At 45.8% G+C, this 18,920-nt stretch carries 34 protein-coding genes; 2 read left to right on the plus strand and 32 right to left on the minus strand.

Annotation, left to right across the window (positions count from 1 at the left end):
- Nucleotides 1-203 precede the first annotated feature (203 nt).
- The 32 genes from rplQ to rpsL form a co-directional block, all read right to left on the minus strand.
- Nucleotides 204-587, minus strand: a complete 384-nt coding sequence (gene rplQ / locus FD23_RS02250; protein ID WP_002878136.1) for a 50S ribosomal protein L17 — start codon at nt 585-587, stop codon at nt 204-206.
- Between the two features lie 23 nt (nt 588-610).
- Nucleotides 611-1,549, minus strand: a complete 939-nt coding sequence (locus FD23_RS02255) for a DNA-directed RNA polymerase subunit alpha (RefSeq protein WP_025895493.1) — start codon at nt 1,547-1,549, stop codon at nt 611-613.
- Between the two features lie 43 nt (nt 1,550-1,592).
- Complete coding sequence (gene rpsK, locus FD23_RS02260; RefSeq protein ID WP_011543643.1) at nt 1,593-1,982, minus strand: 30S ribosomal protein S11; 390 nt, start codon at nt 1,980-1,982, stop codon at nt 1,593-1,595.
- A 28-nt stretch (nt 1,983-2,010) separates the two neighbouring features.
- Nucleotides 2,011-2,361, minus strand: a complete 351-nt coding sequence (gene rpsM / locus FD23_RS02265) for a 30S ribosomal protein S13 (RefSeq protein WP_025895492.1) — start codon at nt 2,359-2,361, stop codon at nt 2,011-2,013.
- Nucleotides 2,362-2,386: 25 nt separating this feature from the next.
- Nucleotides 2,387-2,503: a 50S ribosomal protein L36 gene (rpmJ, locus tag FD23_RS09115; protein WP_002878160.1), complete on the minus strand. Its 117-nt coding sequence runs from the start codon at nt 2,501-2,503 to the stop codon at nt 2,387-2,389.
- 14 nt (nt 2,504-2,517) lie between these two features.
- On the minus strand, nt 2,518-2,739 hold the full coding sequence (gene infA / locus FD23_RS02270; protein WP_002878178.1) for a translation initiation factor IF-1: 222 nt from the start codon (nt 2,737-2,739) through the stop codon (nt 2,518-2,520).
- Between the two features lie 75 nt (nt 2,740-2,814).
- Nucleotides 2,815-3,468, minus strand: coding sequence for an adenylate kinase (locus FD23_RS02275; RefSeq protein WP_002878179.1), 654 nt, complete (start codon nt 3,466-3,468; stop codon nt 2,815-2,817).
- A 10-nt stretch (nt 3,469-3,478) separates the two neighbouring features.
- Nucleotides 3,479-4,774, minus strand: a complete 1,296-nt coding sequence (secY, locus tag FD23_RS02280) for a preprotein translocase subunit SecY (protein ID WP_003620853.1) — start codon at nt 4,772-4,774, stop codon at nt 3,479-3,481.
- Nucleotides 4,774-5,214: a 50S ribosomal protein L15 gene (rplO, locus tag FD23_RS02285; RefSeq protein WP_002878182.1), complete on the minus strand. Its 441-nt coding sequence runs from the start codon at nt 5,212-5,214 to the stop codon at nt 4,774-4,776. Before rplO ends, secY begins: the two co-directional genes overlap by 1 nt.
- A gap of 20 nt (nt 5,215-5,234) precedes the next feature.
- On the minus strand, nt 5,235-5,420 hold the full coding sequence (rpmD, locus tag FD23_RS02290; protein ID WP_002878183.1) for a 50S ribosomal protein L30: 186 nt from the start codon (nt 5,418-5,420) through the stop codon (nt 5,235-5,237).
- Between the two features lie 11 nt (nt 5,421-5,431).
- On the minus strand, nt 5,432-5,944 hold the full coding sequence (gene rpsE, locus FD23_RS02295; protein WP_025895491.1) for a 30S ribosomal protein S5: 513 nt from the start codon (nt 5,942-5,944) through the stop codon (nt 5,432-5,434).
- Between the two features lie 16 nt (nt 5,945-5,960).
- Nucleotides 5,961-6,320 (minus strand): 50S ribosomal protein L18, encoded by a 360-nt coding sequence (gene rplR, locus FD23_RS02300; RefSeq protein WP_025895490.1) that lies wholly within the window; start codon nt 6,318-6,320, stop codon nt 5,961-5,963.
- 26 nt (nt 6,321-6,346) lie between these two features.
- The gene (rplF, locus tag FD23_RS02305; RefSeq protein WP_002878187.1) at nt 6,347-6,877 is read right to left on the minus strand and encodes a 50S ribosomal protein L6; all 531 of its coding nucleotides are present in this window, start codon (nt 6,875-6,877) and stop codon (nt 6,347-6,349) included.
- A 24-nt stretch (nt 6,878-6,901) separates the two neighbouring features.
- Entirely contained in the window at nt 6,902-7,300 is a 399-nt protein-coding gene (gene rpsH, locus FD23_RS02310) for a 30S ribosomal protein S8 (protein WP_025895489.1), read from the minus strand.
- Between the two features lie 22 nt (nt 7,301-7,322).
- Nucleotides 7,323-7,508, minus strand: coding sequence for a type Z 30S ribosomal protein S14 (locus FD23_RS09120; protein ID WP_002878192.1), 186 nt, complete (start codon nt 7,506-7,508; stop codon nt 7,323-7,325).
- A 14-nt stretch (nt 7,509-7,522) separates the two neighbouring features.
- Complete coding sequence (gene rplE / locus FD23_RS02315) at nt 7,523-8,065, minus strand: 50S ribosomal protein L5 (RefSeq protein WP_025895488.1); 543 nt, start codon at nt 8,063-8,065, stop codon at nt 7,523-7,525.
- Nucleotides 8,066-8,084: 19 nt separating this feature from the next.
- Nucleotides 8,085-8,324 (minus strand): 50S ribosomal protein L24, encoded by a 240-nt coding sequence (gene rplX, locus FD23_RS02320; protein ID WP_002878194.1) that lies wholly within the window; start codon nt 8,322-8,324, stop codon nt 8,085-8,087.
- 16 nt (nt 8,325-8,340) lie between these two features.
- Nucleotides 8,341-8,709, minus strand: coding sequence for a 50S ribosomal protein L14 (gene rplN, locus FD23_RS02325; RefSeq protein ID WP_002878195.1), 369 nt, complete (start codon nt 8,707-8,709; stop codon nt 8,341-8,343).
- Between the two features lie 30 nt (nt 8,710-8,739).
- Complete coding sequence (rpsQ, locus tag FD23_RS02330; protein WP_002878196.1) at nt 8,740-9,006, minus strand: 30S ribosomal protein S17; 267 nt, start codon at nt 9,004-9,006, stop codon at nt 8,740-8,742.
- A gap of 18 nt (nt 9,007-9,024) precedes the next feature.
- Nucleotides 9,025-9,222 (minus strand): 50S ribosomal protein L29, encoded by a 198-nt coding sequence (gene rpmC / locus FD23_RS02335; RefSeq protein ID WP_002878201.1) that lies wholly within the window; start codon nt 9,220-9,222, stop codon nt 9,025-9,027.
- The gene (gene rplP, locus FD23_RS02340; RefSeq protein ID WP_002878205.1) at nt 9,212-9,655 is read right to left on the minus strand and encodes a 50S ribosomal protein L16; all 444 of its coding nucleotides are present in this window, start codon (nt 9,653-9,655) and stop codon (nt 9,212-9,214) included. Before rplP ends, rpmC begins: the two co-directional genes overlap by 11 nt.
- On the minus strand, nt 9,655-10,326 hold the full coding sequence (gene rpsC, locus FD23_RS02345; protein ID WP_002878206.1) for a 30S ribosomal protein S3: 672 nt from the start codon (nt 10,324-10,326) through the stop codon (nt 9,655-9,657). The genes rplP and rpsC overlap by 1 nt, the downstream gene beginning before the upstream one ends.
- A gap of 13 nt (nt 10,327-10,339) precedes the next feature.
- Nucleotides 10,340-10,693: a 50S ribosomal protein L22 gene (gene rplV, locus FD23_RS02350; RefSeq protein ID WP_002878207.1), complete on the minus strand. Its 354-nt coding sequence runs from the start codon at nt 10,691-10,693 to the stop codon at nt 10,340-10,342.
- Nucleotides 10,694-10,714: 21 nt separating this feature from the next.
- Nucleotides 10,715-10,990: a 30S ribosomal protein S19 gene (gene rpsS / locus FD23_RS02355; RefSeq protein ID WP_025895487.1), complete on the minus strand. Its 276-nt coding sequence runs from the start codon at nt 10,988-10,990 to the stop codon at nt 10,715-10,717.
- Nucleotides 10,991-11,007: 17 nt separating this feature from the next.
- On the minus strand, nt 11,008-11,844 hold the full coding sequence (gene rplB, locus FD23_RS02360; RefSeq protein ID WP_025895486.1) for a 50S ribosomal protein L2: 837 nt from the start codon (nt 11,842-11,844) through the stop codon (nt 11,008-11,010).
- Nucleotides 11,845-11,869: 25 nt separating this feature from the next.
- Nucleotides 11,870-12,166, minus strand: a complete 297-nt coding sequence (rplW, locus tag FD23_RS02365; RefSeq protein ID WP_002878211.1) for a 50S ribosomal protein L23 — start codon at nt 12,164-12,166, stop codon at nt 11,870-11,872.
- Nucleotides 12,166-12,783, minus strand: coding sequence for a 50S ribosomal protein L4 (gene rplD, locus FD23_RS02370; protein WP_002878213.1), 618 nt, complete (start codon nt 12,781-12,783; stop codon nt 12,166-12,168). The genes rplW and rplD overlap by 1 nt, the downstream gene beginning before the upstream one ends.
- Before the next feature lie 14 nt (nt 12,784-12,797).
- Nucleotides 12,798-13,427, minus strand: a complete 630-nt coding sequence (gene rplC / locus FD23_RS02375) for a 50S ribosomal protein L3 (protein ID WP_002878214.1) — start codon at nt 13,425-13,427, stop codon at nt 12,798-12,800.
- A gap of 25 nt (nt 13,428-13,452) precedes the next feature.
- Nucleotides 13,453-13,761, minus strand: coding sequence for a 30S ribosomal protein S10 (gene rpsJ, locus FD23_RS02380; protein ID WP_025895485.1), 309 nt, complete (start codon nt 13,759-13,761; stop codon nt 13,453-13,455).
- A gap of 395 nt (nt 13,762-14,156) precedes the next feature.
- Nucleotides 14,157-16,241, minus strand: coding sequence for an elongation factor G (fusA, locus tag FD23_RS02385; protein ID WP_025895484.1), 2,085 nt, complete (start codon nt 16,239-16,241; stop codon nt 14,157-14,159).
- A gap of 33 nt (nt 16,242-16,274) precedes the next feature.
- A complete protein-coding gene (gene rpsG / locus FD23_RS02390; protein WP_002878218.1) occupies nt 16,275-16,745 on the minus strand; it encodes a 30S ribosomal protein S7 in 471 nt (156 codons plus the stop codon).
- 15 nt (nt 16,746-16,760) lie between these two features.
- A complete protein-coding gene (gene rpsL, locus FD23_RS02395) occupies nt 16,761-17,168 on the minus strand; it encodes a 30S ribosomal protein S12 (protein WP_003613306.1) in 408 nt (135 codons plus the stop codon).
- 260 nt (nt 17,169-17,428) lie between these two features.
- Here rpsL and FD23_RS02400 point away from each other — a divergent pair, with 260 nt between their 5' ends.
- The gene (locus FD23_RS02400; protein WP_025895483.1) at nt 17,429-18,238 is read left to right on the plus strand and encodes a Cof-type HAD-IIB family hydrolase; all 810 of its coding nucleotides are present in this window, start codon (nt 17,429-17,431) and stop codon (nt 18,236-18,238) included.
- A gap of 84 nt (nt 18,239-18,322) precedes the next feature.
- Nucleotides 18,323-18,883 (plus strand): hypothetical protein, encoded by a 561-nt coding sequence (locus tag FD23_RS02405; protein ID WP_025895482.1) that lies wholly within the window; start codon nt 18,323-18,325, stop codon nt 18,881-18,883.
- The last annotated feature ends 37 nt before the right edge of the window (nt 18,884-18,920 follow it).

Raw genomic sequence — 18,920 nt, forward strand, 5'->3', positions numbered from 1 at the left:
TTATTAACATTGTAAGGGACAACCCTTCTTTTTTTGTTGCCTATTTTCTATTTACACAAGAATTTATACTGAACCAAAAAAATCATCCATGAAGAGGGATGATATCGAACCATCTAAGCTAGACTAAGGTTTCCCCATCATCATCGCGCTTATTCTCACTTTCATGAATAATTTCAAAAAGTATTAAATTTGCAGCTTGAGAATTAAACCAATTCCAAAACTACCATAGGAGCTGCGTCACCCTTACGAGGAACTGCCAGCTTCATGATCCGGGTGTAACCACCGTTACGGTCCTTGTAACGAGGAGCTACGTCGCTGAAGAGCTTTTGAAGTGCTGACTTAACAACTACTTCGTCGCCTTCTTCGTGGATATCAGCGATTTCGTTACGTACAAAAGCAGCAGCCTTTCTTCTTGCAGCCAAGTCACCGCGCTTGCCCAAAGTGATCATCTTTTCAGCAGTGCGACGTACTTCCTTAGCGCGAGCTTCAGTAGTGACGATGCGTTCGTTAATGATCAATTGGGTAGTCATTTCACGGAGCATAGCTTTTCTTTGACTACTGTCCCAACCTAATTTACGGTATGACATTAATGTGCCTCCTTTATTGCAGACTAGTCTTCTTGACGAAGTGAAAGACCTAGGTCTGCCAATTTATTCTTAACTTCTTCCAATGATTTACGTCCCAGGTTGCGTACCCGCATCATTTCTGCTTCTGACTTAACAGTCAAGTCTTGCAAGGTGTTGATGCCAGCCCGCTTCAAGCAGTTGTATGAACGAACTGAAAGGTCCAGGTCCTCGATAGTCATTTCGAGTTTCTTTTCCTTTTGGTCGTTCTCCTGTTCTACCATAACTTCGCCGATTTCGGCAGCAGCGTCAGCTGATTCGAAGACCTTGAAGTGTTCGACCAGAACACGGGCGGCAAAGTTGAGGGCGTCATTCGGAGCGATTGAACCATTTGTCCAAATTTCCAGGGTAAGCTTGTCAAAGTCTTCTCTCTTACCAACCCGGGTTGATTCAACTTGGTAGTTGACCTTTTCGATTGGTGAGAAAAGTGAGTCAACTGGAATGTCGCCGATGAACATTTCATCAGTCTTGTTTTCGCTGGCTGGTACGTAGCCCCGGCCGTTGCAGACATCAATCCACATGTGCAGGTGGCCACCTTGAGCGATGGTACAAATGTATTGGTCAGGATTCAAGACTTCAACATCAGCATCAGCCTTCAAATCTTCAGCAGTTACCGTAGCTGGACCTTCAACATCGAGTTCGATCGTCTTTACTTCTTCAGTGTAGGCCCGGAGTACAAGCTTCTTCAGGTTCAAGATGATCTTGGTTACGTCTTCTTTAACACCGGGAACAGTAGTGAATTCGTGCAAGATACCATCGATCTTCACCTTCACCAAACCGGTCCCTGGGACAGAAGTCAGCAAAACCCGACGCAGTGAATTACCTAAGGTAGTACCAAACCCACGCTCCAGCGGTTCAACGACAAACTTACCGTAACTGTCTTCTTGATCCACGACGGTAATATTTGGTTTTTTAAATTCAATCATTACTGGGCCCCTTTCAAAACGCACGTCTCAAAGTAAGATTTTATTAAACACGACGACGCTTTGGTGGTCTAGAACCGTTGTGAGGTACTGGAGTAACGTCACGGATTGAAGTGATTTCCAGACCAGCAGCTTGCAGAGCACGAATTGCTGATTCACGACCAGAACCTGGGCCCTTAACTGATACTTCGATGTGCTTCATACCTTGGTCAATTGCGCTCTTAGCAGCAGCTTCAGCAGCCATTTGCGCAGCAAATGGAGTAGACTTACGGCTACCCTTGAAACCCAAAGCACCAGCTGAAGACCAAGCCACGGCGTTACCTTGAACGTCAGTAATCATAACTAAAGTGTTGTTAAACGTTGAGTGAATGTGAGCCACGCCACTTTCAACGTGCTTCTTCACACGACGCTTATGAGCAGTTTTCTTTGCAGGCATCAATAAACCTCCTTATATTATTTTTGGATTAACGGCTTCTCTTAGCACCCTTACGAGTACGTGCGTTGTTCTTGGTGTTTTGACCACGAACTGGAAGACCGCGACGGTGACGGATACCACGGTATGAACCGATATCAACAAGACGCTTAATGTTCATGCTTACTTCACGACGCAAGTCACCTTCAACACGGTACTTGTCGACTTCTACACGAAGCTTTTCTTGTTGTTCTGGGGTCAAGTCCTTTGAACGAATGTCTTCAGATACACCGGCTGCTGCACAGATTTCTTGTGCAGTGTGTTCACCGATACCGTAAATGTAAGTTAAAGCGATAACAACTCTTTTATCTCTTGGTAAGTCAACACCAGCGATACGTGCCATAAAATGCACCTCCTACTTTCTAAAATTAACCTTGACGTTGCTTGTGCTTTGGATTTGCAGGGCAAATAACCATAACACGACCATGTCTCTTAATGACCTTGCAATGTTCGCACATTGGCTTAACAGATGGTCTAACCTTCATGTTTGCCTCCGTTTTTATTTAATAAACCGATACGTAATTCTACCTTTAGTCAAGTCATATGGAGACAGCTCCACAGTGACCCGGTCGCCAGGCAGGATCCGAATGTAGTGCATTCTGATCTTGCCGGAAACGTGAGCCAAAATAGTGGCACCGTTTTCCAATTCGACTTTAAACATAGCATTAGGTAAGGTATCAACTACCTTACCTTCTACTTCAATGACATCATCTTTTGCCAAAGTTGCCCCTCCGCAGTCAAAACAGTCATACTTCGAAATTATAACATGTTCGAAAAAATTTGCAAATTCTTTTGGCTAATCCTTGCTCAGGATAGCGTCGATATCTGCAAAAACTTTTTCAGGTGCTTGTTCGCCGTTTACAGTAGCGAGCAAGCCCTTCTTGTCATAGTACTCCTTCAATGGAGCGTTCATCTTTTCGTTAACTTCCAGCCGGTTCTTGACAACTTCAGGCTTGTCGTCTTCACGTTGATAGAACTCGTGGCCGCCGCAGCGGTCGCAAGTCCCTTCGACCTTAGGTTTCTTTGAGAACTTGTTGTAAGTTGCGCCGCAATTCTTGCACATGAACCGTGCAGATAAACGATCGATTAAAGTCTCTTCCTTGACATCGATTGCGATGACGTTGGTCAGCTGCTTGTTCAAGCGGGTAGTGATTTCGTCGAGCAATTCTGCCTGGTTAGTCGTTCTCGGGAAACCGTCAAGAATGAAACCATTCTTAACGTCGTCTTGACCGAGACGTTCTTCAACCAACTTAGCAGTTACTTCGTCTGGAACCAAATCGCCCTTGTCGATGTAAGACTTGGCTTCCAAGCCTACTGGAGTCTTGTTAGCCATAGCTTCTCTAAACATATCACCGGTTGAAATGTGAGCCAAGTGATACTTGTCAACGATTTGTTCAGATGCAGTACCCTTGCCTGCGCCTGGCAGACCAAGAAGAATCAAATTAATCATATTTTTTCACCTATCTAATAAATCCGGCATATTCACGCTTCATCAACAAACCGTTGATTTGCCGTGACAATTCCAGAACAACCCCGATAACAATCAACAAGCTGGTCCCACCCAAGCCAATTGAACTTGGCAGGTCCCAGATGTTGGTTGCAAGCTGTGGAAGCAAAGCAACCAACCCCAGATATACGGACCCGACTGTTGAAAGCTTCAGCAACATTGAACTCATATATTTCTCAGTGTCCTTACCTGGCCACACGCTAGGAATATATGCACCCTGCTTTTGTAAGTTTTCCGCCAGCTTCTCAGGATTTACCTGAACGAAGGCATAGAAGAAAGTAAATAGAATGATCAAAAGGGTGTAGATAATTGCACCAGGGGTCGTCTGCAAGCTAAAGATATTCGATAAGACCTGATACCAAGTCGTGTCGCCGTACTTGCCTTGGAAAGCCATCAAAATCGTGGCTGGCGTAACGATGAACGAACTGGCGAAGATAACTGGAATAACGCCGGAGACGTTAACCTTTAATGGTAGAAAACTTTCTGATCCACTGGTCGTCGCTCTTCTCGTATATTGAATCGGAATACGACGATCAGCTTGTTCAACCCAGGTAACGAATTTCGTTACCAATAAAATTGCGACAATAAGCGCAACGAAGAACGCAACTCCTTGCCAGCGATCACTTGCACTGTTGTTGATCACCTGATCTTGGAAGACTTGGTAAAGTCCGCCTGGCAGACGGGCAATGATCCCAGCAAAGATAATTACTGAAACCCCATTGCCTAAACCCTTATCGGTAATTTCATCACCCAGCCAAGTTAACAGGAAGGTACCAGCTGTCATGATCATACCGATTTCGAAGTAGGTTTGCCAAGTTTGCGTCTTAACCAGACCGAAGGAAGACAAGGCGTTAAAACCTAATGTAATTCCCACACTCTGGACAAAAGCAACAAACAGCGTTAAATACCGGGTAACCTGGTTGGTTTTGCGCCGGCCAACTTCCCCTTGCTTGCCCCATTCGACAAGCGTTGGTACGATGTCCATCTGCAACAGTTGGATAACAATTTGCGCAGTGATATATGGTGATACCCCCAATGAGAAGATGGAGTAGTTGTCCAAGCCACCACCGGAAACCGTATCTAACACGGAAACAAGTCCCGTATTAGCAACTGTTGTCAGAGCCTTCGCATTTATCCCCGGAACTGTAATATTTGCACCAAGTCGGTAAATTACAAGGATAAACAAGGTATAGAAAAGCTTATTTCTAATTTCCTTATCCTTGAAGGCGTTCTTCAAGGTTGAAAACATTAGATCACCTCTACAGTGCCACCAGCTGCTTCGATCGCGCTCTTAGCAGCTTCAGAAACCTTGTTAACCTTTACAGTCAACTTAACGTTCAAGTCGCCGTTGCCAAGTACCTTGACACCTGACAATTGCTTCTTAACCAAGCCCTTAGCTTTCAAAGCTTCGAAGTCAACTACGCTGCCTTCTTCGAACTTGTTCAAATCTGCAAGGTTAACAATTGCGTATTCCTTGCGGTTGATGTTCTTGAAACCACGCTTAGGCATAGTTCTGAACAATGGCATTTGACCACCTTCAAAACCTAAACGGGTGTTACCGCCGGAACGTGCGTGTTGACCCTTTTGACCACGACCTGAAGTCTTACCGAAGCCACTTGAAGTACCACGGCCGACACGCTTTCTAGCGTGGCGTGAACCTTCGGATGGGTGTAATTCATTAAGTTTCATTAAATTGGACCCTCCTTGATTTATTTGTTAACTTCTTCAACAGAAATTAAGTGAGCGATTTTCATCAGCGCGCCACGAGTTGCAGCGTTGTCTGGTTGGACAACAGTACTGTTGATCTTGCCTAAGCCGAGAGCTTTAACAACTTTTCTTTGTTCAGGCAGACGGTGGGCAACACTTCTAATTAAAGTAATCTTTAAATCTGTCATCTATAATCTCCCTAATCTTGCAAGCTCTTAGCTGATTCACGAAGCTTCAGAACGTCTTCGCGAGTCTTCAACTTTTGCAGACCATCGATAGTGGCCCGGATAACGTTGATTGGAGTGTTTGAACCCAAAGACTTGGAAGTAACGTCGTCGATACCAGCCATTTCCATAACGATACGTACGGCACCACCAGCTGCAATACCTGAACCGGCTTCAGCTGGCTTAAGCAGAACGTTACCTGAGCCGTAGTGGCCAAGTACTTCGTGAGGAATAGTAGTACCAACAGTTGGAACTGAGATCATGTTCTTCTTGCCGGCTTCGACTGCTTTACGGATAGCTTCTGGAACTTCAGTTGCCTTACCAGTACCAAAGCCAACGTGACCCTTCTTGTCACCAACGACAACTAAGGCAGCAAATCTTTGACGGCGACCACCCTTAACAACCTTGGTAATCCGGTTGATAGCGACCAATTGATCTTCGATGTCGTCCTTGTTTCTACGATTTTTTGAATCGTTTCGGTTTGCCATATGTTAATCTCCTTTCCTAGAATTCTAAGCCGTTTTCACGAGCTGCATCAGCCAAAGCTTTTACACGACCATGGTAGATGTAACCACCTTTGTCGAAGACAACTTTAGTGATGCCCTTGGCCTTACCAGCTTCAGCAATGGCCTTGCCAACTGCTTGAGCTTGTTCCACCTTGGTAGCATCCTTTGAAACGGACTTATCTAAAGTTGAGGCACTTGCAAGCGTGACACCCGCTACGTCATCAATCAATTGAGCGTAGATGTTAGTGTTTGAACGGAAAACACTCAAGCGTGGGCGCTCAGCAGTACCAGAAATCTTACCGCGAACACGTCTGTGGCGCTTTAAGCGCAACTTGTTTTTATCTGGTTTTGAAATCACAATTTCACCTCAAAATTTATTTTCTATTACTTACCAGTCTTACCTTCCTTGCGGCGAACGACTTCATCAGCGTAACGGATACCCTTACCCTTGTAAGGTTCAGGTGAACGTACGGCGCGAATTTCCGCAGCAAATTGGCCGACTACTTGCTTTGAGATACCTTCAATAGTAACGTCAGTTGCTGATGAGGTAGTCACAGTAACGCCTTCTGGAGCCTTCATTTCAACTGGGTGTGAGTAGCCAACGTTCAGAGTCAAGACATTGTTCTTGGCAACTGCACGGTAACCGACACCGATCAGCTTCAATTCCTTTTTGTAGCCATTTACGACACCTTCGATCATGTTAGCCAAGTTGGCTCTCATAGTGCCGTGGATAGCCTTGTCATTTTCGTTTGAACGGCTGAAGCGGATTACTCCGTCTTCTTGTTCGAACTTGATGCGTGGGTCGAATTCCCTAGTCAATTCACCCTTTGGGCCCTTAACAGTAATTTCATTACCATTCTTGGTAACAGTGACACTTTCAGGGACGTTAATTACCTTTAAACCAATACGGCTCATTAATTGTTCTCCTTCCTGTCAGAATTACCAAACGTAAGCGATAACTTCGCCGCCGACGTTCTTTTCTCTAGCTTCCTTGTCGGTAAGGACACCAGCTGAAGTAGAAACAATGGCGATACCTAAACCGTTCAAAACCTTTGGCAGGTTGTCAGCCGAAACGTAGTTTCTCAAGCCTGGCTTGGAGATACGCTTCAAACCGGAGATAACACGTTCACCGTTTGGACCGTACTTCAAGGTAATCTTGATTACGCCTTGCTTACCATCTTCAGTTACTTCGTAGTCACGGATGAAACCTTCTTGCTTCAAGATTTCTGTAAGTGACTTCTTAATGTTTGATGCAGGAATTTCTACTGAATCGTGCTTAGCCATGTTGGCGTTTCTGATTCTAGTCAAAAAGTCTGCGATTGGGTCAGTCAATACCATCTATGCTATCCTCCTTACCGATTTACCAGCTGGCCTTCTTAAGACCAGGAATTTGACCTTTGTGTCCCAATTCCTTCAGGCAAATGCGGCACAAACCAAACTTGCGGTAAACAGAGTGTGGACGCCCACAACGTTCGCAGCGAGTGTATTCACGTGAAGAAAACTTTGCAGGACGGTGATTTCTTACCTTTTGTGATGTCTTAGCCATGTATGTCCTCCAAATTACTTAGCAAATGGCATGCCAAATTGAGTCAAAAGTTCACGAGCTTCTTCATCAGTTTGCGCAGTAGTTACGATAACGATATCCAAACCTCTAGTGCGGTTAACCTTATCGAAGTCGATTTCTGGGAAGATCAATTGTTCCTTAACACCCAGAGTGTAGTTGCCCCGGCCGTCAAATGAACGAGTTGAAACACCGCGGAAGTCACGAACACGTGGAAGAGATACGTTGATCAGCTTGCTCAGGAAGTCGTACATTCTGTCGCCTCTAAGGGTAACCTTAGCACCGATAGACATACCTTCACGCAAACGGAAGTTGGCGATTGACTTCTTGGCCTTGGTAATCAGTGGCTTTTGGCCAGAGATCAGAGTCAATTCTTCAACAGCTTCGTCCAGGTTCTTTGCGTTGGCAACGGCGTCACCAACACCCATGTTCAAAACGATCTTGTCGATCTTTGGTACTTGCATGCTTGAAGTGTAGTTAAACTTCTTGGTCAATGCAGGAACGATTTCTTCGTTGTACTTAGTTGCAAAACTATTAGCCATTAGTGTCCTCCTTCCCTAATTAATCTTTGTTGCTTTCAGCTTTGGCAATAACCTTAACGTTAGAAGCGTGGATTGAACCTTCAGTTTCAACCACACCGCCGTTAGCGTTAGAAGCTGAAGCCTTGGTAGCCTTCTTGATCATGTTAACGCCCTTAACAACCACGCGGTTCTTCTTAACGTTTACGGAAAGGACAGTGCCTTCCTTGCCTTTTTCTGAGCCGGCAATAACTTTTACCTTGTCACCAGTTTTAACGAACATTCGCGCAACTCTCCTTTTACAATACTTCAGGGGCAAGTGAAACGATCTTCATGAAGTCCCCTTCACGAAGTTCACGTGCAACTGGCCCGAAAATACGAGTACCACGAGGGCTCTTGTCAGCGTTGATAATAACTGCTGCGTTTTCGTCAAACTTGATGTATGAACCGTCTTCACGACGAGCGCCTGACTTGGTTCTTACGATAACAGCCTTAACGACGTCACCCTTCTTTACAACACCACCTGGCGTTGCTTGTTTAACAGCCGCGACAACGATGTCACCGATGTTACCGGTCTTACGCTTTGACCCGCCCATAACGCGGATAACAAGCAATTCACGTGCACCGGAGTTGTCAGCTACCTTCAAACGAGTTTCAGTTTGAATCACTATTAAATCCTCCCTTAGCTAATCCGTAAATTAAACAGATTTCTTAACAATGTCAACTAAACGGAAACGCTTAGTACGTGATAATGGACGGGTTTCCATGATACGAACGATGTCGCCTACCTTGGCTTCGTTATTTTCATCCATAGCGTAGTACTTCTTTGAGTAACGAGTACGCTTGCTGTAAACTGGGTGGTTCTTGTAAGTATCAACTACAACAACGATAGTCTTATCCATCTTGTCGGAAACGACACGGCCTTGGTAAACATGGCGGCGGTTTCTTTCGATTGATTCGCTCAAGTTAGTATCTCCCTTCCACTAGTTTTGTTCTAGTTCTTTTTCGCTCAAGATAGTCTTGATCCGAGCGATGTTCTTACGGACTTGGCTCAAGCGAGCGGTGTTTTCTAATTGACCGGTAGCTTGTTGGAAACGCAAGTTGAACAATTCTTCCTTGTATTGCTTTTCCTTTGCCAACAATTCATCAGTTGATAATGATCTGATTTCCTTAGTCTTCATTAGTTGCGCCACCTGCTTCCTGGTCTTCTCTCTTCACGAACTTGCACTTAATTGGAAGCTTGCTTGCTGCGAGTCGCATTGCTTCACGAGCAGTTTCTTCTGAAACGCCCCCAATTTCGAACATGATCTTTTCTCTCTTAACTACAGCTACCCAACCTGCTGGTGCACCTTTACCGGAACCCATACGTACACCAACACCCTTAGCAGTGTAGGACTTTTGAGGGAAGATTCTGATCCAAACCTTACCACCACGCTTCATGTAACGAGTCATCGCAACACGGGCAGCTTCGATTTGACGGTTAGTAATCCAGTGGGATTCAAGTGCTTCAAGACCGTATTCACCAAATGCTACAGTCTTGCCACCCTTGGCAGCACCACGCATCTTACCACGGAATTCACGACGGTGTTTTACACGCTTTGGTACTAAAGGCATTACTTCTTACCTCCCTTTGAACGCTTTGCAGGTTGATTCTTGCGACCTGGCAAAATTTCGCCACGGTTGATCCAAACCTTAACACCGATTTCGCCGTAGGTAGTAAATGCGTTTACCCATGCGTAGTCGATGTCAGCTCTTAAAGTATGAAGTGGAACACTGCCTTCAGTGTGCCATTCACGGCGAGCTATGTCAGCACCGTTCAAACGGCCTGCAGTTTGTACCTTGATACCCTTGGCGCCGGCACGCATTGAACGTTGTGCAGCTTGACGGCTGGCACGACGGAAAGCGATACGAGCTTCAAGTTGACGAGCGATGCCGTCAGCAACAAGCTTAGCGTCGAGATCAGGCTTCTTGATTTCAACAATGTTAATATGAACTTGCTTGTTAGTCAAAGCGTTGATTTCCTTGTTCAAGGTTTCAACTTCAGCGCCGCCCTTACCGATAACCATACCTGGACGAGCAGTGTGGATAGCAATGTTTACACGGTTAGCAGCACGTTCAATTTCAACGGTAGATACGGAGGCATCCTTCAACTTTTCATCGAGGAACTTTCTGATCCGAAGGTCTTCGTTTAAAGTTTCCTTGTAGCCTCTAGCAGCGTACCATTTAGCTTCCCAGTCGCGGTTAACACCAAGACGGAAACCAATTGGGTTAATCTTTGAACCCATTCAAATACCTCCCTTAATCGTTCAATTCTGAAACAACAACAACTACGTGGCTAGTTCTCTTCATGATTGGAGAAGCTGAACCCTTGGCACGTGGACGGAATCTCTTCAAAGTAGCACCTTCGTTAACATATGCTTCTGATACGTAAAGGTTTGCACTTTCAAGATCATAGTTGTGTTCTGCGTTAGCAACTGCTGAACGCAAAACCTTTTCAACGATTGGGGAAGCAGCTTTTGGCGTAAACTTCAAAATTGCCAATGCTTCAGCAACGCTCTTACCCCGGATCAAGTCTACAACGAGACGAGCTTTTCTTGGGGCGATACGAACAGTTCTTGCTTCAGCTCTAGCTGAACTAATTTGTTCTGCCATTTAATTGTTTCTCCTTCCTTATTACTTGGATGCCTTGTCGTCAGCCTTGTGGCCGCGGAAGGTTCTAGTAGGCACGAATTCACCCAGCTTGTGACCAACCATGTCTTCAGTTACGAAAACTGGAACGTGCTTTCTACCGTCGTAAACAGCGATAGTCAACCCCACGAAAGAAGGGAAAATAGTTGAACGACGTGACCAAGTCTTGATAACTTGCTTCTTTTCCGCGGCTTGTTGCTCTTCAACCTTCTTCAAAAGATGGGCATCTGCAAAAGGACCCTTTTTAATACTACGGCTCATTTAATTACCCCCTTCTCTTACTTACGACCCTTACGGTGACGGATGATTAACTTTTCACTAGCTTTCTTGCTGTCTCTAGTCTTAATACCACGTGACTTCTTGCCCCATGGAGTCATTGGCTGTGGACGGCCGACAGGTGCCTTACCTTCACCACCACCGTGTGGGTGATCGTTAGGGTTCATTACAGAACCACGGGATTGTGGGCGCTTGCCCATCCAACGTGAACGACCAGCCTTACCGATGTTGATCAGTGAGTGTTGTTCGTTACCGACAGCACCGATAGTAGCGCGGCATTCTGAAAGGATTTCACGAACTTCGCCGGATTGCAGACGAACTTGAGTGTACTTGCCGTCAACACCCAAAACTTGAGCTGAAGTACCAGCACTACGTGCGATTTGGCCACCCTTGCCCGGCTTAAGTTCGATGTTGTGAACTTCAGTACCAGTTGGGATATTCTTCAGTGGCAATGCGTTACCAACCTTGATATCGGCATCTGCGCCTGATTCTACCCATGAACCTACAGTCAAGCCCTTAGGAGCCAAGATGTAAGCCTTAGTACCATCAGTGTAGTGCAACAAGGCTATGTTTGCTGAACGATTTGGATCGTATTCGATTGCGACAATCTTAGCCTTAACGTTGTCCTTAGTACGCTTGAAATCGATGATACGGTATTGTTGCTTGTGACCGCCACCACGGTGTCTTACAGTAATGCGACCGTATGAGTTACGACCTGCAGTCTTTGACTTAGAAGCAAGCAAAGTCTTTTCAGGCTTTGACTTAGTGATTTCTGCAAAGTCAGAAGAAGTCATATTACGACGACCGTTTGATGTTGGCTTGTAAACTTTAATAGCCAATTGACTGACCTCCTAATTACTTGATTTATTCGTTGTTTTCGTCTTTGAAAATCTTGATGTCGTTTGAATCTTCAGTTAAAGCAACGATTGCCTTTCTGCGACGGGCAGTCTTGCCAGTGTAGCGGCCTACGCGCTTTTCCTTGCCGCGAACATTCATGATGTTCACGCTCTTAACCTTAACATCGAAGATTTCTTCAATAGCGTCGCGAACTTGAAGCTTGGTAGCAGTTAAGGCCACGTCGAAAGTGTACTTCTTGCTGTCCATCAAGTCGGCTGACTTTTCAGTGATAACAGGTCTTAAGATAATGTCACGTGCGTCCATTAAGCCAATACCTCCTCAATCTTCTTAACGTCGTCTTGAGTCAAAACGAGCTTGTCGTAGTTAACGGCGTCTTCAACGTTCAAGCCGTTAACTGGAACAACCTTAACCTTTGGCAGGTTCTTGGCTGAAAGTTGTACGTTCTTGTCGTCTGAAACAACCAGAACCTTGCCTTCAAGCTTCAAGCCGTTCAAGATTGCAACGAAGTCCTTAGTCTTAGGAGCGTCCAGAGTCAGCTTGTCCAGAACTACCAAGTTTTGGTCAAGGAGCTTTTGTGACAAGACAGACTTGATAGCCAGCCGGCGTTGCTTTCTTGGCATGCTGTAAGCGTAGGAACGTGGAGTAGGCCCAAAGACAACACCACCGCCGCGCCATTGCGGAGCACGGATTGAACCTTGGCGAGCACGACCAGTACCCTTTTGTCTCCAAGGCTTCTTACCACCACCGCGAACGGCAGATCTGTTCTTCACCTTAGAGGTACCCTGACGCTTGCCAGCTCTTTGTCTGATGATTGCATCAAAGACAACAGCTTCGTTTGGTTCGACGCTAAACACGTTATCGTTTAAAGTTACTTCACCAGCGTTGTTGCCGTTTTGATCCATAAGTTTGAAATTAGCCATTTGAGTCCTCCTTCCTACTTGCTAGCCTTTGCAGATGACTTAACAACGATCAATGAGTTCTTGGCACCTGGCACGTTACCCTTGATCATCAAAACATTCTTGTCTGCAACAACTTTTTCTACTACTAAGTTTTCAATAGTAACAGTCTTCACACCCATGTGACCTGGCAACTTCTTGCCCTTTGGCACGCGGTTGATGATTGAACCCATTGAACCCGGAATTCTGTGGTAACGGGAACCGTGAGTTTCAGGACCACGTGATTGGTGGTGGCGCTTGATGTTACCTTGGTAGCCATGACCTCTTGAAGTACCAGTAACGTTGACAACGTCACCTTCCTTGAACGTCTCCACGGTAACTTCTGAGCCGACTTCGTAGTCACTAAGCTCTACTCCGCGGAGTTCACGAATGAAGCGCTTAGGTGAAGTCTTTGCCTTATCAGCATGACCCTTTTCTGGCTTGTTGCTCAAAACTTCACGCTTGTCTTGGTAGCCCAATTGTACAGCTTCGTAACCGTCGTTTTCTACAGTCTTAACTTGCATAACAACGTTTGGAGTTGCTTCAATAACAGTTACTGGCACAAGAACACCATCTTTAGTGAAGATTTGAGTCATGCCAACTTTTCTTCCTAAGATTCCTTTGGTCATGATTACACCTCTTTCTATCTAAAAATTAAAGCTTGATTTCGATGTCTACGCCGCTTGGCAGATCGAGCTTCATCAATGAGTCAACCGTCTTAGGGGTTGGGTTCAAGATGTCGATCAGGCGCTTGTGGGTCCGCATTTCGAATTGTTCACGTGAGTCCTTATTCTTGTGTGGTGAACGCAGAACAGTGAACAAAGTTCTTTCAGTTGGAAGCGGAACTGGACCTGAGATTTCAGCACCAGTTCTCTTCGCAGTGCCCACAATCTTAGCAGCTGATTCATCAAGAATGCTATGTTCGTAAGACTTTAGTCTAATACGAATCTTTTCATTTGCCATCTAATTACCTCCTATACGTCTTCTTTAAAAGATGACTAGCTCGGCGAAAATTCCCTGCACAACCACTGTGGCAATGCAGCCTAGTGTGCCGCAACCTTCCGCGTCTAAGCTAACTACAATTTGTACTCAGAGGGCATTTTCCCTCTCAAAAGCACTTCATCTAGTATAAGGCCTTAAGCCTTAAATAGCAAGGGTTTAGCCCTGTTTTTTTCGAAAAAGTTTCCTGGAATTCCTTTCCCTTGGTAGAGAAATTTTTCTTTCCTTTTTAACATATTTATATTTCCAGAAGCCAGTTTTTTCTTAAAAAATATAAAAAATCCTAGCAAGGACAAGTAATGTCTTTACTAGGATTTCTGTTTTGGTCTAAATCAAGGCCTAGATCATGCTAGGAAGCATTAAGCATTGCCGCCGCGCTTCTTGATGATTTCAGCTTGGATTGACTTAGGACATGGTGAGTAGTGGTCCATAACCATCGTGAAGGTACCACGGCCTTGAGTAGATGAACGCAGGGTAGTTGCGTAACCAAACATTTCTGACAATGGAACCATCGCGTTGATGACCTTGGCACCTGCTCGGTCTTCCATACCTTCCATTTGGCCACGACGAGCAGTGATTGAGCCCATAACGTCACCAAGGTATTCTTCTGGAGCGATGACTTGAACCTTCATGATTGGTTCAAGGATAACAGCGCCAGCCTTTGAAGCAGCGTTCTTCAAAGCCAATGATGCGGCAACCTTGAAGGCAGCTTCACTTGAGTCAACTTCGTGGTATGAACCGTCGTACAGCTTAGCCTTAACGTCGATTAACGGGTAGCCAGCCAGAACACCGTTCTTCATGGCTTCTTGCAAACCAGCGTCAACTGCTGGGATGTACTCACGAGGAACTACACCACCGACAATGGCGTCTTCGAATTCGTAGCCCTTGCCTTCGTTTGGAGTAAATTCGATCCAAACGTCACCGTATTGACCCTTACCACCAGACTGACGAACAAACTTACCTTGAGCTCGAGTCGGTACAGTGAAGGTTTCACGGTAGGCAACTTGTGGTTCACCGATGGTTGCTTCAACGTTGAATTCACGCTTCATACGTTCAACCATGATGTCCAGGTGAAGTTCACCCATCCCGGAGATCAAAGTTTCACCAGTTTCTGGGTTAGTTTCAGCCCGGAAAGTTGGGTCTTCTTCAGTCAGCTTTTGCAAAGCTACATCCATCTTGTCCCGGTCAGCCTTTGACTTAGGTTCAACTGAAACTTGGATAACTGGAGCTGGGATGTCCAGGCTTTCCAGAATCAATGGGTGAGCTGGGTCAGTCAAAGAGTCACCAGTAGTAGTGTCCTTCAAACCGATGGCACCAGCGATGTCACCTGAGAAGACTTCTTGGATTTCAGTACGTGAGTTGGCGTGCATTTGCAGCAAACGACCAACACGCTCACGTTGGTTCTTTGAAGCGTTCAAAACGTAAGAACCTGATTCCAATGAACCAGTGTAGACACGGATGAAAGTTAAACGACCAACGAATGGATCAGTGGCGATCTTGAAGGCCAAAGCTGCAAATGGCTTGTTGTCGTCAGCCAGCAATTCAACTTCGTTGCCTTCCTTGTCGTGGGCGATGTAAGGCTTAACGTCAAGTGGTGATGGCAGGTAGTCAACAACACCGTCAAGCATCATTTGCACACCCTTGTTCTTGAAGGCTGAACCAGCAAATACTGGGAAGGCCTTCAAGTCCAAAGTTGCCCGGCGCAAGGCCGCCTTAAGTTCTTCGTTGGAGATTTCTTCACCGCCAAGGAACTTTTCCATAATGTCGTCGTCAACTTCAGCGATCTTTTCGATCATTTCTTCACGACGGCTTTCGGCTTCTTCCTTGTATTCGTCTGGAACTGGAATAGTTTCCCAGTTTGCGCCCAGCTTATCTTCGTCGTAGACGTCGGCAACCATGTCAAACAAGTCGATAACGCCTTCGAATTGGTCTTCAGCACCGATAGGCATTTGAACGGCGATAGCGTTAGCGTTCAAACGTTCGTGCAGACTCTTAACTGAGAAGTCGAAGTTGGCACCGATCTTGTCCATCTTGTTAACGAAGACGATCCGCGGAACACCGTAGTTTTCAGCTTGACGCCAAACGTTTTCAGTTTGTGGTTCAACACCTGATTGTGCGTCCAAAACAGTTACGGCACCGTCAAGGACACGCAGGGAACGTTCAACTTCGATAGTGAAGTCGACGTGTCCTGGGGTGTCGATGATGTTGATCCGGTGGTCCTTCCATTGCGCAGTAGTGGCTGCGGAAGTGATCGTGATCCCACGTTCCTTTTCTTCTTCCATCCAGTCCATTTGGGAGTCACCTTCGTGAGTTTCACCAATCTTGTGGATCTTACCAGTGTAGTAAAGGATACGTTCAGTAGTAGTAGTCTTACCGGCGTCGATGTGGGCCATGATACCGATGTTGCGAGTCTTCTCTAATGAGAATTCACGTTTGTTAGCCATAATTTTCTATCTCCTTAGATAACGAGCACTGGATTAGAAACGGTAGTGAGCGAAGGCACGGTTAGCTTCTGCCATACGGTGCACGTCTTCACGCTTCTTAACGGCTGAACCAGTGTTGTTTGAGGCATCGATCAATTCGTTTGCCAGACGTTCATCCATAGTGTGTTCGTTACGCAGGCGGGAGTATGAAACCAACCAACGCAATGCCAAAGTAGTTTGTCTTTCTGGACGAACTTCTACAGGAACTTGGTAGTTAGAACCACCGATACGGCGAGCCTTAACTTCCAAAACTGGCTTAACGTTGTTCATGGCTTCTTCAAAGACGTCCATTGGTTCCTTGCCAGTCTTGTCCTTGATGATGTCAAAAGCATCGTACAAGATTGATGAAGCTTGAGCTCTCTTACCATCCTTCATCAAGTGGTTGATCAGCTTAGTAACCAGCTTTGAGTTGTAAACTGGATCTGCTAAAACGTCTCTCTTTGAAACATGACCTTTTCTTGGCATTATTTAAGTCCTCCTTTAACCCTTCTTAGCGCCGTACTTCGAACGAGCTTGCTTTCTGCCGTCAACACCAGCAGTGTCAAGGGCACCACGAACGATGTGGTAACGTACACCAGGAAGGTCCTTTACACGGCCCCCACGGATCAGTACAACTGAGTGTTCTTGCAAGTTGTGGCCTTCACCTGGGATGTAGGCAGTAACTTCAGTCAAGTTTGAAAGACGTACACGGGCGTACTTACGCAAAGCTGAGTTAGGCTTCTTTGGCGTCATAGTACCGACACGAGTCGCAACCCCACGCATTTGTGGTGCTGGGTTGAAGACTTGTTCCTTCTTCATGCTGTTGTAGCTGTAGTTCAAGGCTGGTGACTTTGACTTAGTAGTCTTTGAGTGACGGCCTTTTCTAACCAATTGATTAATGGTTGGCATTAACTAGTTCCTCCTAAATTTATATATCATTTTGTTCACATATCCGGGAGTTTCTTTTTTGCCTCGCGGAGTAATCTTCAAAACATACATCTGTTAGTATACTCCATTTGCCAGCTAATGCAAAGCTTTTTTCTAGAATTTCCAGCCTGGAAAAAGCTGCGCTTTTTCACTCGATGGCAGCGTTTTCTATCTATGCTAAGATTGATTTTATGCAAAAAACTAATTTATTGTTAGTATAAAAGAAAAAATGAAGTAAAAAAATGATCAAATTAATTGCTATCGACACTGACGGTACCCTGCTCAACTCCCAAGGAGAAATCCAGGCCAGTACAAAGGAAGCCATCTCTAAGGCACTTGACCGCGGCGTTAAAGTCGTTCTCTGTTCCGGCCGGCCAATCGCGGGCCTGGCCCCTTACATGAATGAACTTGGTATAAAGGGCGAGGACCAGTATGCCGTAACCTTAAACGGGGCAATCAGCCGCAAGGCCAGCGGGGAAATCATAACCAGCGACTTGATCGCTAATTCAGTTTACCGGCAGCTGACCGCCTACGCCCTCTCTTTAAAGCTCCCCTTCAACATCGTGGACTTTGAATCCCGGATCATTACGCCGAACCATGATATCGACCCGATGGTTTACCAGCAGGCTTACGAAAACCAGGCCGCTCTCTTTGTCAGAAGCGTTGAGGAATTTCCGGAGAAGGGCCAGGCCATTGCCAAGGCCTGCTTTGTCGGCAGCCAGGAGCTTTTGGACAGAGTAGAAGACCGGGTCAAGGAAGACTGGAGGCAGAACTTCAACGTTCTGCGGACTGACGCCTGCTTCCTTGAACTGCTCAATCCCAAGGTCAACAAGGGCCAGGGGCTCAAAGAACTCTGCGGCCGGCTGGAAATCGCTCCAGAAGAAGTCATGGCGATCGGCGACGAGAGAAACGACTTAGACATGTTTGCTTTTGCCGGCACCAGCGTGGCCATGGGCAACGGCAATGACCTGGTTAAGCAAGCCGCTGACTATGTCACCAGTAGCAATGATGAAGACGGGATCACCCAATCTCTGGAGAAATTTGTTTTTTAGCAGGTAATTTTCCCTAAACTGACAATTTTTTGCCTTTTTAAAAAATATTGGCAAAAAAGGTGTAATAGTAAGTGGAGGGAAAAAATGCTCAGCGAAATGATTTCTTTACTCTGCGGTCTTTTGGCAGCTTTCATCGCCGACCGTTATCGTTATAATACCTTTCTTGAGTGTAAAAGCTGGCTGGCGGATGATATCCCTTACATCATTCTGGCCGGAAATTTGTTAGTTTATTTAATCTCCAATTCTAGGAGCAGTGCTATTTCTTTGCTCTTTATAATCAACTTCTTTTTAATGGTTGTCAGCGACCTGCATGAACAGTCTTTTGATACTTGCCTGCTCGTCGTACCGCTATCCACCGGGCTGATGCATTTTTTCCAGGCACCAAACACGGAAGGCCTGGGGCAGGCTGCAATTTTTCTGGCAGTCCTGGTCTGGCTCGCTTTTACAGGGAAAATGGGCAGCGGGGACGTTTGGCATTTTTTACTCCTGTCTTTAAATTTTTCATGTCCCGTTGCTATGAAGAGTTTCCTGCTGGCCTCCCTGCTGGCCATCGCCCACGCGCTTTGGCACAAGCGGCCGGGTAAAGAGCCCTTTGCCTTCCTGCCCTACTTATTCTGGGGCCTCAACCTCCAATTTTTCCTTTAGGGTAAAAAAAACGTTCGGATGACTTTGAGCCATTCGA

It is taken from the genome of Lactobacillus delbrueckii subsp. delbrueckii DSM 20074 = JCM 1012, assembly GCF_001433875.1.
Lineage (GTDB): Bacteria > Bacillota > Bacilli > Lactobacillales > Lactobacillaceae > Lactobacillus > Lactobacillus delbrueckii.